This window comes from Nocardia cyriacigeorgica GUH-2, from assembly GCF_000284035.1.
GTDB classification, from domain to species: domain Bacteria; phylum Actinomycetota; class Actinomycetes; order Mycobacteriales; family Mycobacteriaceae; genus Nocardia; species Nocardia cyriacigeorgica_B.
On the sequence record NC_016887.1, the window covers coordinates 2,598,030 to 2,610,267 of the forward strand.

Genomic DNA, 12,238 nt, shown 5'->3' on the forward strand with positions numbered 1-12,238 from the left:
CGGGAGAGAGAGAGGGCGCGCATGCCGCTGCACATCCATCGCGGCGAACGCGCCGACGTGCTGGCCGACGCCCTGGCCGGGCTGCTGGCCGACCCACTGCCCGACCCGTTCGCCACCGAGGTGGTGGCGGTGCCGGCCAAGGGGGTGGAACGGTGGCTGACGCAGCGGCTTTCGGGTGTGCTCGGAGTTTCCGCGGCCCCCGGCGGTGACGGTATCGCCGCCAATATCGAGTTCCCCTCCCCGGCGCACCTGGTGGCCGAGGCGCTGGCCGCGGCCGGCGGGGTGGCACCGGCCGACGACCCGTGGGCGCACGATCGCGTGGTGTGGACGTTGCTGCGAGTGATCGACAGCTCGATCTCCCAGCCCTGGTGCGCGGTGCTGGCCCGCCATCTCGGCCTGCGCGACGGCGACGCCGGTCACCGGGCCGGGCGCCGGTATGCCACCGCCGCGCATCTGGCGGGCCTGTTCGATAGTTACGCAGCCCAGCGTCCGCAGCTCATCATCGACTGGGCCGCCGGTGCCGATACCGATGGCGCGGGATCGCCGGTTCCCGAGGATCTGCGCTGGCAGCCGACCTTGTGGCGGTGTCTGCGCGCGGAGATCGGCACGCCGAGCCCAGCCGAACGCCTCGCCCCCGCCTGCGACGTGCTGCGCGCCGATCCCGGGATCGTGGATCTGCCGGAGCGGGTGTCGTTGTTCGGCCCGACCCGGTTGCCCGCCGACCAGCTCGCGGTGATCGAAGCGCTGGCCGAGCGCCGCGAGGTGCACCTGTGGCTGACCCATCCGAGCCCGGCGATGTGGGACGCGCTGAGCGGTATCGCGCCGGCGCTCACCCGGGGCGAGGATAGGACCGCCGCAGCGGTGCATCATCCGTTGCTGGCCGGTCTGGCTCGCGATGTGCGGGAATTGCAGCAGCGGTTGCCTGCTGCGGCATCTGATCGGCGGCATGGTGGAGAGGGTGCGGCCGGTAGGAGTGACGAACATTTGGACGTCGCTGCTGGCGGTGCGGCCGACCGGCGCCATCGAGGAGACGGTGGTGCGGCCGATAGGCGTGACGAACACCTGGACGTCGACGAACACCTGGACATCGCTGCTGGCGGTGTGACCGACCGACGCCATGGGGGAGACGGTGGCGCCGCTGGTAGGAGCGATGAACACCTGGACGTCGCTGCTGCCGCCGCGGCCGACCGGAGCCATGGGGGAGACGGTGGTGCGGCTGGTAGGAGTGGCGAACACCTGGACGTCGCTGCCGACGGTGCAGGGACGGGTGGCGCGGACGCTCAGGTTTCCGAGCAGGGTGATCTCGATGCCGAACCGGCGGATCGCAGCGGGGCCGGCGATCCACCCGGGACCGGCCCAACGACCTTGCTGGGTGCGTTGCAAGACCATGTCCGCAACGACCGCTGGTCCGCGACCCCCGCCGTCGCCGACGGCACCGTCCAGATCCATGCCTGTCATGGCCCGGCGCGGCAGGTCGAGGTGCTGCGTGACTGTCTGCTCGCCCTGTTCACTGACGATCCGACGCTCGAGCCGCGCGATGTGCTGATCATGTGCCCGGAGGTGGAGGCGTACGCTCCGCTGGTGCGGGCGGCGTTCGGACAGAAGGTTCCGGGTTCGGTTGAGCCGGTGGGGGATTCGGGCCGGCCCGGGCATCCGGCGCATCGGTTGCGGGTGCGGTTGGCCGACCGCGGGCGGGCGGTCACCAATCCGCTGCTCGGTGTGATCTCGGTGCTGCTGGAGCTGGCCGACGGGCGCGTCACCGTCACCCAGGTGCTCGATCTGGCCGCATCCGAAACCGTCCGCCGCCGTTGCGGTTTCGATGACGACGATATCGAGCGGCTGCGCGAGTGGGCGGCCGAGACCGGTGCGCGGTGGGGGATCGGGCTGCGGCAGCGGCAGGCGTTCGGGCTGGCCGATTTCGCGCAGAACACCCTCAACAGCGCCGTCGATCGCATCCTGCTCGGCGTCACCGCCGGCGAGAGCTCCGAGGACTGGCTGGATCTGGCGCTGCCGCTCGACGACGTGGACAGCAACGACGTCGATCTCGCGGGGCGCTTCGCCGAATTCGTCGACCGGCTCGCCGTCGCGCTGCGCGACCTGCGCGGTCCGCGTCCCGCCGACGAGTGGGCCGCCGCGCTGGCACGCTCGCTGGACCTGCTGACCGACGTCCCCGAATCGCAGGCCTGGATCCGCACCGAGGCCCGCCGCGAACTCGCCGCCGCCCTGGCCTTCGCCGATACGGTGCCGCTGCGGCTGGCCGACATCGCGGTGCTGCTGGCCGGACGGCTGGCCGCCCGCCCCACCCGGGCCAACTTCCGCACCGGCGAGCTGACGGTGTGCACCATGGTCCCGATGCGCTCGGTGCCGCACCGGGTGGTGGTGCTGCTCGGCCTCGACGACGATGTGTTCCCCCGCGTGGGCGGCGTCGACGGTGACGACGTGCTGGCCCGCAATCCGCTGCTCGGCGAACGCGACCACCGCGCCGAGGATCGGCAACTGCTGCTGGATGCGATCATGGCGGCGGGCGAGCGGCTGGTATTGCTGCACACCGGGTCGGACCCGGTCTCCGGTAACCACCGCCCGCCGGCCATTCCGGTGGCCGAACTGCTCGATGTGCTGCGCGCGCACGTCGGGCCCGCGGGCATGGCCGAGGTGGTCACGCGCCATCCGTTGCAATCGTTCGATCGCCGCAACTTCCGCGCCGAGCGCCCGTTCAGTTTCGACACCGTCGCGCTGGCCGGTGCGCGGGCGGCGGGTGGTGTGCCGCAGCCGCGTCCGCCGTTTCTGGCCGAGCCGCTACCGCCGGCCGAGCCGGTGGATATCGGGCTGGCCGAATTGCTGTCGTTCGCCGAACATCCGGTGCGGGCATTCCTGTGGCAGCGGCTGGGGCTGCGGGTGCCCGATCAAGACGACGATATCGCCGACCGTCTGCCGATCGAGCTGGACGGCTTGGCGAAATGGGACCTCGGCGAACGGATGCTCGCCGCCCGGCTGACGGGCGCCGATCCGGCCGGGCTGCGGGCCGCGGAATGGCGACGCGGCACCCTGCCGCCGTTCGGGCTGGGCGGCGCGGTGCTCGACGAGGTGGAGCACACCGTCGACACCCTGGTGCGGATCGCGCTGCCGGAATACGAGCGGCCCGCGCGCGCCGTCGATATCGCGCTCGATCTGGGCGGCGGACGCCGGCTGACGGGGACGGTTCCTGAGGTCCGCGGTGACACCCTGGTGCGTACCACCTACTCCCGACTCGCCCCGAAACATCGCATCACAGCATGGGTATCGCTGCTGGCGCTGGCCGCGTCCGAGGACCGGCCGTGGCGGGCGGTGACCATCGGGCGCGGCCAATTCCGCCGTCCCGCATGGCGTTCGGAGCTGACCGCGCCGTCGGCTCCGGAAGCACTGGCAATCCTGCGCGAGCTGGTGGCACTGCGCGAGGCGGGGCTCACCGAGCCGCTGCCGATCGCCACCGCGGCCACCGCCGCCTACGCCGAGCGCCGCTTCCGGGGTGGCACCGTGGAGGAGGCGCTGGCGGCGGCCGAACGCGAATTCTTCGGCGGCCCCAATGGTCCGGGCCCCTACGGTGAGCACACCGATCGGCACCTGCGCTATATCTGGGGTCCTGCCCCGCGCCTGGACGATCTCGCGGCCGCACCCGCGCCACCCGGCGAACCGAGCGAAACCACCCGGTTCGGTGCGCTGGCGCGCCGGCTGTGGGCCCCGCTGCTGCGCGCCGAGGAACAGGGTCAGCCATGACCATCCACACCACGCCCGTCGCCGCGCCGCAGATCGACACCGCCTTCGACCCGATCGGGCCGCTGCCCACCGGCACCACCGTGCTCGAGGCCAGCGCGGGCACCGGTAAGACGTATGCGATCGTCGGACTCGCCGTCCGCTACGTCGCCGAAACCGGAATCGATATCTCGCAACTGCTGCTGGTGACCTTCAGCCGGGCGGCCACCCAGGAACTGCGCGAACGCACCCGCAGCCGGTTCGTCACCGTCGCCGCTGCTCTGGCCGATCCGGTGGCCGCCAGGTCGAGCGGAGATGGCCTGATCGAATATCTCGCCACCGCCGACGAGGACGAAGTCTGGCGGCGACGGGCCCGGCTGCTGGCCGCGCTGTCGGATTTCGATGCCGGCGCCATCGCCACCACGCACAGTTTCTGTCAGCGCATGCTCGATGAGCTGGGGTTGGCGGGCGAACACGATATGCGGTCGCGGCTGGTCGAGAACGTCGACGAACTGGTCGGCACCGTCGCCGACGACCTGTACCTGCACCGGTACGCGCGCACCACGCCGCCGTTCACCATCAAAGAGGCGCACACCCTGGCCTTGGCCGCGGTCCGGGACCGGCATGCGCGGCTGGTTCCCGACACCGACGACCTGGCCGGGGAACGGGTGGCGTTCGCGCTGGCCGTGCGCGCGGAAACCGAACGCCGCAAACGTCTTGCGGGCCTGCGCGATTTCGACGATCTGCTGGTGCTGCTGCACGAGGTGCTGACCGATCCCGAGCACGGCCCGCGCGCCTGCCTGCGCATCCGCGACCGGTTCCGGGTCGCGCTGGTCGACGAGTTCCAGGACACCGACCCGCTGCAGTGGGACATCCTGCGCCGCGTCTTCCACGGCCACACCACCATGGTGCTCGTCGGCGACCCCAAACAGGCCATCTACGCCTTCCGCGGCGCCGAGGTGCTGAGCTACCTCGATGCTGTCGGACATGCCGAGACCCGCCGGGAACTGACGGTGAACTGGCGCAGCGATGCCGGTCTGCTCAGGGCCATCGACCAGGTGATGGGCGGGGCCGCGCTGGGCCACGACGCCATCACCGTCTATCCCGTGGCTGCCACCCGGCCGTGGTCGCGCCTGTCCGCGCCGGATCGCACGCCGGCACCGTTGCGGCTGCGGGTGCTGCCGCGCACCGGGGCCGGACCGCTGAACAAAACCGGATTCCCGACCGTCGGCCGGATGCGGGCGAAGGTCGCCACCGATCTGGCGGCCGATATCGTGCGGTTGCTGGAATCCGGCACCACGATCGAGGCCGCCGGCGAGGCGAATCCGCGACCGGTCGGCCCGGGCGACATCGCGGTACTGGTGCGCACGCGCTCCCAGATCGACGTGGTGCGTGAGGCGCTGGATCGGGTCGGCGTCGCCTCCGTGCTGGCGGGCGGGACCAGCGTGTTCGCGACCGAGAGCGCCACCGATTGGCTGTGGGTCCTGCGGGCGTTGGAGCAGCCGCATCGCAGCGACCGGGTGCGGCTGGCGGCGTGCACGCCGCTGCTCGGGATCACCGCAGCCGAAATCGACAGTGGGGGAGCGGATCTGGTCGGCCGTGTCAGTGCCCAGCTGCGTGAGGCAGCTCGGCTGTTCACCCGGGCCGGGTTCGCGGCGGTGTTCGAAAAGCTGTCGGCGGAGTCGGAGCTGGCGCCGCGCCTGCTGGGGATCGAGAACGGGGAACGCCGGCTCACCGATCTGCGGCATATCGCACAACTGCTCGATCAGCTGGCCGTCTCGGAAGGTTATGGCCTGACCGCGCTGACGCGCTGGCTGGCCGACCGGGTCCGCGATCCGGCCTCCGGCGCCGTCGCCGACCGCAGCCGGCGGCTCGACCGGGACGCGGCCGCGGTGCAGATCGCCACCGTGCACGCCAGCAAGGGCCTGGAATTCCCGGTCGTGTACCTGCCATTCGCCTGGGACAGTGCCCGCAATCCCAAGGCCGCGACACTGCTGTTCCACGACGACGAGATCCGCGTTCTCGACGTGGGCGGCCCCGACGCACCCGGCTACAACGAGCGCAAACGCCGCGCCGAAGCCGAGGAAGCAGGGGAGGAGCTGCGACTGCTGTATGTGGCGCTGACCCGCGCCATGTGTCAGGTGGTGGCGTGGTGGGCGCCGGCGTTCACCACCGACAACGCGCCGCTGCATCGGATGTTGCTCGGTCGTTCCGGCGGCGCCGAGCAAGTCGCGCAACGGGTGCCGGTTCCGAAGGACTCCGTTGTGGCAGAACGGCTCTCGGCGTGGGCCGACGCCGCGGGGCCCTCGGTGGAAGTGGAGGTCGTCGACGGCGAACAACAGGTGCAGCCACGGCGGGTACGGGTGGAGACGATGACCGGCGACCTCGCCGCCGCCACCTTCGACCGCACCCTCGACCAGCAGTGGCGGCGCACCTCCTATTCGGCGCTGACCGCCGCTGCGCACGCCGTCGCCCCGGACAGTGAACCCGAGGACGGTCGCGGACCCGACGACGAACCGACCGGCGTCCCGGTGCTCGCCTCCGAACCCGAAACCGGTGCGCCGTCGCTGATGAACGAGCTGCCCTACGGTGCGGAGTTCGGCACCCTGGTGCATGCGGTGCTCGAACGGGTCGACACCGACGCCGCCGACCTGGCGGCCGAAGTGGAGGCGCGCTGCCGGGAGACAATCGAGGAGATGATGGCCGCCGCCGACCCCGCGCAGCTGGCCGTCGCGCTGCTGGCCGTTCTACGTACGCCGTCGCCGTTCGGTGCGCTCGCCGACATCAGCACCCGGGACAGGTTGTGCGAGCTGGAATTCGAACTGCCCCTCGCCGGCGGCGACACCGCGAGCGAACAGGCCGCGACATTGCGCGCCATCGCGGCCCTGTTGCGCGAGCATCTATCGCCCACCGACGACTTCGCCCCCTATGCCGACCACCTCGATGCTCTCGACGACAATCCGCTGCGCGGATACCTGACCGGCAGCATCGACGCGGTGCTGCGCGTCGCCGACGGGCGTTTCGTCATCGTCGACTACAAAACCAACCGGCTCGGCACCGGCGATCTCACCGTCGAGCACTACACCAGGGACCGGATGGGCGCCGAGATGATGCGCTCGCACTACCCGCTCCAGGCCCTGCTGTATTCCGTTGCGCTGCACCGGTATCTGCGCTGGCGGCTGCCAGGATACGATCCCGCACGGCACCTCGGCGGCGCGGCCTATCTGTTCGTGCGCGGCATGATCGGGCCGGACACACCGCCCGGGCGCGGGGTGTTCGACTGGACTCCGCCGGCGACATTGATCACCGCGCTGTCGGATCTGCTCGCGGGAGGTTCGCGGTGAGTGCAATGTTACGGCGGGCTGGAACCGCCACCCAGCGCCCGGCGCGAGCGCGGTTGGGGCGGGCTGGGACGGCCACGCAGGGCCCGACGTCAGTGCGGTTGCGGTGGGCTGGAACGGCTACGCAGGGCTCGACGCCAATGCGGCTACGGCGGGCTGGAACCGCCAAGCAGGGCTCGGCGCGAGCGCGGTTGTGGCGGACTGGGACGGTTACCCAGCGCCCGGCCCCGGAGGTGTTCTCATGACCTCCATTCAGATCGCCCAGCGCGGCACCGGATTGTTGCGGGCCTTCAACGAGGCCGGGGTGCTGTCGGCGGCGGATGTGCATGTCGCGGTGCGGTTGGGGCGGCTGGGGCGGGAGGAGTCCGAATCGGCGCTGTTCGCGGCGGCGCTGGCGGTGCGGGCGGTGCGGTCGGGCTCGGTGTGCCTGGAATTGGCGCGGATGCGTGAGATCGGTATCGACGCCGACGAAACCTGGGACACCACTGTCGATCCGGCTTCGCTGCCGTGGCCGGAATTCGACGATGTGCTCGCCGCGCTGCGGGTCAGCCCGCTGGTGGTGGGTGGCACGGCGGGGCCGTTGCGGCCGCTGCGCTTGGTCGAGGATCGCCGCGAGGGCGGCCCGCTGCTCTACCTCGACCGCTACTACCAGCAGGAACAGACCATCCGCCGGGTGCTCACCGAACGCTCGGACCGGCACCCGATGGTCGACCCGGCCGTGGTGCGGCGCGAACTGGACCGGCTGTTCGCCACGCCCGGCGCGGAACCGGAATCGGCCACGCCCGACCGGCAGCGCCTGGCCGCCGCCCTCGCCGCCACCCACTGGACCACTGTCGTGGCCGGCGGACCCGGCACCGGCAAAACCCACACCATCGCGCGCATCATCGCCCTGCTCGATGCGCACCAACGCGCGAATCCGAAATTACCCGTCCTGCGGGTCGCGCTCGCCGCACCCACCGGCAAGGCCGCCGCGCGATTGCAGGAAGCGGTGCGTGACCAGGCCACCGAACTCGGGCTGCCGGAACTGAGCGCCTCCACCCTGCATCGGCTGCTGGGCTGGCAGCGCGGGCGCGGCACTCGCTTCCGGTACCACGAGTTCAATCGGCTGCCCTACGACGTCATCGTGGTGGACGAAACCTCGATGGTGTCGCTGACCATGATGAGCAGGCTGCTCGCGGCGCTGCGTCCGGATACCCGGCTGGTGCTGGTCGGTGACCCGGATCAGCTCGCCTCGGTCGACGCCGGCGCCGTGCTCGCCGACCTGGTGGCCGGGCCGGTGGTGGGCACCCCGAACCCGGTGCTGGAGCAGATCATCGGCCCCGCCGGGGACACGACGGATCCGGAGGCGTTGACCGCGCTGGAGCGGACCCGGCTGCGCGGCGGCATCGTCCGGCTCACCCGGGGGCGTCGCTTCGGTGGTCGCATCGCCGATCTGGCGGTGGCGGTGCGCGCCGGTGACGCCGACACCGCGCTGGGGTTGCTGCGCGAAGGTGATGCGGCGCTGTCGCTGTGCGAACCGGAGGACACGGCTGCCGTGCGCGCCGACGTTGTCACCGCCGCCCGGCAGGTCACCGACGCCGCGCTCGCCGGTGACGCGGCGGCCGCGCTCGCCGCGCTGGAATCGCATCGACTGCTCTGCGCGCACCGGCAGGGCCCGTTCGGTGTGGAACGCTGGGACCGCATGGCCGGCGAATGGGCGGCCGCCGCCGGCGCGGGCCCGGAGTCCGGCCAGCCCACCTGGTATCCGGGCCAGCCGCTGCTGGTCACCGCCAATGATCACGAGGCCCGGATCTACAACGGCGACACCGGCGTCGTCATCCGCCAACCCGACGGATCCCTGCGCGTGGCGCTGCAACGCGGCAGCGAACCCTACCTGGTGCACCCCACCCAATTCCCTTCCGTCGTGACGGTTTTCGCCATGACGATCCACCGCAGCCAGGGCAGTCAGTACGACGCGGTGACCATCGTCCTCCCCGAACCCGAATCCACCCTGCTCACCCGCGAATTGCTCTACACCGCCATCACCCGCGCCCGCGGCCACGTCCGCATCATCGGCACCGACGCCGCCATCCGCGCCGCCACCGCCCGTCGGGTGCTGCGCGCGAGTGGGTTGAGTCATCGCGGGAACTGAGCTGACCGCCTCGCGCCGGTCCGGACGTTGCTGCCTTGGCGGAGCGCGAGCGGACGGCGGGGATGCACGCGGCGCCATCGTCCGACCCCGCAACCCAGTCGTGTGATGCAGGTCACGTATATGGATGTCACGTTCGGCCCGCCAACTTACGTCTCGGGTGCATCGGCTGTTCGATGGGAAGGGATACGGCAATGCACGAGCACAACGAGAAGGACGAGGCGACCGCGCGGGACATCCTGATCCTCGGCGCCGGATACGCCGGGCTGTCGGCGGCGGTGAATCTGGGGGCGCGGGTCAAGCGGCGGGCGGATGTGCGGGTCACCGTCGTCAATGCCGATGAGCGGTTCGTGGAGCGGCTGCGGCTGCATCAGACGGCCACCGGGCAGCCGACGGCCGAGTTCGATATTCCGGAGCTGCTCGAACGCGTCGGAGTCGGGTTCATCCGCGGCCGGGTCCGCGCGATCGACGCCGACGCGAACACGGTGCGCCTCGACGACCAGCGGTTGCTGCACTACGACAGCCTGGTCTACGCCCTGGGCGGGGTCGCCGACACCGGCCGCGTGCCCGGCGCCGACGAACACGCCTTCACCCTCGACAGCGCCGCGGAGGCAGTCGGCCTCGCCACACGCCTGGACGGGCTCGGCAGCGGGACGGTCATCGTCGGCGGGTCCGGGCTCACCGGCATCGAATCGGCCGCCGAGATCGCCGAACGGTATCCCCGATTGCGCGTGCTGCTGCTCGGCCGCGACGAACCCGGCGCCGCCATGGCCGATAAGCCGCGTGCCTACCTGCGGGCGGGGCTGGACCGGCTGGGTGTGCAGGTGCGCGCGGGGGTCGAGGTGGTGAAGGTGCTCGCGGATTCGGTCGAACTGGCCGACGGCGCGAGCCTGCCCGCCGATGTCGTGCTCTGGACCAGCGGGGTTCGTGCCAATCCGGTCGCGGCGGCGTCGGGCTTGGCGGTCGACGAGCGCGGGCGCATCGTCACCGATGCCACCCTGCGCTCGATCTCGCACCAGAACATCTACGCCGTCGGCGACGCCGCCGCCATCGAACAGCCCTACGGGCTGATGCACGGCACCTGCCAGAGCGGTATGCCGACCGGCGTGCACGCCGCGGTCTCGCTGGCGCGTGAGCTGAAAGGTAAGCAGCCCAAGGCGTTCCGCTTCGGCTACTACCACACCCCGGTCAGCCTCGGCCGCCACGGTGCCGTCGTGCAGTTCACCAAGCCGGACAACTCGCCGCGCCGCTGGTACCTGACGGGCAAGCGCGCCACCTGGTACAAGGAAACGGTGAACGCAGCACCCTGGCCGACCTTCGAGCGAATGACCAGGTTCCCCGGTTCGGGCGCCATCTGGCCCAGCGGCGGCCGCTACACCCGCCGGGCAGGTGCGTGATGACCTCGCCCGATGACGGCCAGCAGGTCTTCGACGAGTACCGCAACCTGCTCTTCGCCGTCGCCTACCGCATCCTCGGCACCGCCGCCGACGCCGAGGACGCGGTGCAGGACGCCTGGCTGAAGTGGTCGGCCGCCGAACGTTCCCGGGTGAGCGACCCCAAGGGCTACCTCGCGCGAATCGTGTCCAACCTGGCGATGGACCGGTTGCGCTCGACCCGCCACCAACGCGAAACCTACGTCGGCCCGTGGCTGCCGGAGCCCATTCTGACCAGCGGCGACATCGTCGACGACGTCACCGGCGCGGAATCGGTGTCGATGGCGATGCTGGTGGTGCTGGAGACGCTGAGCCCGATCGAGCGCGCGGTCTTCGTGCTCAAGGAGGTTTTCGACTTCAGCTACGCCGAAATCGCCGACGCCGTCGACCGCTCCGAGGAGGCCGTGCGCCAAGCCGCCCACCGCGCCCGCGGCCACGTCCAGGCGCGCCGCCCGCGGTTCAGCGCCGACCGCACCACCCAGCGCGACGTCACCACCCGGTTCGTCGCGGCCGCCGCCGGCGGCGACATCAACACCCTCATGGACCTGCTGGCCCCCGACGTCACACTGTGGACCGACGGCGGCGGCAAGGTCCGCCAGGCCCTGCGCCCAGTCGTGGGCGCCCAGCCGGTGGCCGCCTGGTTCGCCAAGCTCGGTTCCAGCAGCTACCAGGGCGTCGACCCCGCCGACATCCGCGCCGAACTGGTCGAGATCAACGGCGGCACCGGCATCCTCTTCCGCGCCCCCGACCGAATCCTGGCCACCCTCACCGTCACCATCGACCCGGACGGCCGCATCATCGCCCTCCACAACGTCGCCAACCCGGACAAGTTGCACGCCATCACCGAAGGCGCGGTGCACGATCTCGGTAATCGCTGAGGGCCTCCGGCGAACCCCGATGCGGTAACCGCCCAGGTCGCAGGCGGCGCCGTCCAGTCGTCGGCACGCTGTGGATGGCACTCGAATCGGCAGCCGGTTCCGGCAGCAGAACAGGTAGCGCACTACTCGTGGCAATCATTGTGCGCGACAGCAGAATCGGCGCGTGCGGGGCGGATGCACCGCACAACGCGGTTCCATCGGACGGTCGACTCGAGCAGGGGACGGTGCATGGTGCGAGGTCAGGGGCAGGACAGGAAGTCGGTATCCGCGAAGCCGAACGTGGTGTGCGGTAGCGGAATACGAAGGAGATCCACGGGAAACGCGGTGAGGTCTGGTTGCGGGGCCGGGGTCGCGGCGCCTCCTCGTCGAACACCATGCTCGGCTCCCGCGGCCGACCGGACTCCGGCTGCCGCACACGCCTTCGCCGAGCGAACCGTCCGCGCCATCCTCGAAGCCCTCGACCGCCGCCGCCCCCTCAACCAGCTCACGGCCCTGGTGAGTGCCGACGTGCACGCGCGACTGCGCACCCTGGCCGGCGGTGATCTCGCACCCGGACGCCGCCTGGGGCCCGCTGTTCTGGTGCGAGTCGACATTGCCCACGACAACACCCCGGACGCCGAAATCTTCGCCCGCTACCGGCGCGGACCACGCCACTTCGCCCTGGCCGGCCGCATCACCCGCTCACGCCGCCACGGCTGGCGCCTCACGGCACTCCGCATCAATTAGTCA

The 12,238-nt window shown here is 71.2% G+C and carries 6 protein-coding genes; all 6 read left to right on the forward strand.

The features are described from left to right. Nucleotides 1–21 precede the first annotated feature (21 nt). Nucleotides 22–3,753 carry an exodeoxyribonuclease V subunit gamma gene (recC, locus tag NOCYR_RS11745; protein WP_014350586.1) on the forward strand — a complete coding sequence of 1,244 codons (3,732 nt, stop codon included), beginning with the start codon at nucleotides 22–24 and terminating at the stop codon, nucleotides 3,751–3,753. Continuing rightward, nucleotides 3,750–7,073: a UvrD-helicase domain-containing protein gene (locus tag NOCYR_RS11750; RefSeq protein WP_014350587.1), complete on the forward strand. Its 3,324-nt coding sequence runs from the start codon at nucleotides 3,750–3,752 to the stop codon at nucleotides 7,071–7,073. Before recC ends, NOCYR_RS11750 begins: the two co-directional genes overlap by 4 nt. 238 nt (nucleotides 7,074–7,311) lie before the next feature. After that, nucleotides 7,312–9,201 (forward strand): exodeoxyribonuclease V subunit alpha, encoded by a 1,890-nt coding sequence (gene recD / locus NOCYR_RS11755; RefSeq protein WP_014350588.1) that lies wholly within the window; start codon nucleotides 7,312–7,314, stop codon nucleotides 9,199–9,201. A 191-nt stretch (nucleotides 9,202–9,392) separates the two neighbouring features. Beyond that, nucleotides 9,393–10,595 (forward strand): NAD(P)/FAD-dependent oxidoreductase, encoded by a 1,203-nt coding sequence (locus tag NOCYR_RS11760; protein WP_014350589.1) that lies wholly within the window; start codon nucleotides 9,393–9,395, stop codon nucleotides 10,593–10,595. Next, complete coding sequence (locus NOCYR_RS11765; RefSeq protein ID WP_014350590.1) at nucleotides 10,595–11,509, forward strand: RNA polymerase sigma-70 factor; 915 nt, start codon at nucleotides 10,595–10,597, stop codon at nucleotides 11,507–11,509. Before NOCYR_RS11760 ends, NOCYR_RS11765 begins: the two co-directional genes overlap by 1 nt. A gap of 324 nt (nucleotides 11,510–11,833) precedes the next feature. Next, the gene (locus tag NOCYR_RS29225) at nucleotides 11,834–12,235 is read left to right on the forward strand and encodes an Rv3235 family protein (RefSeq protein WP_148280608.1); all 402 of its coding nucleotides are present in this window, start codon (nucleotides 11,834–11,836) and stop codon (nucleotides 12,233–12,235) included. Nucleotides 12,236–12,238 lie beyond the last annotated feature (3 nt).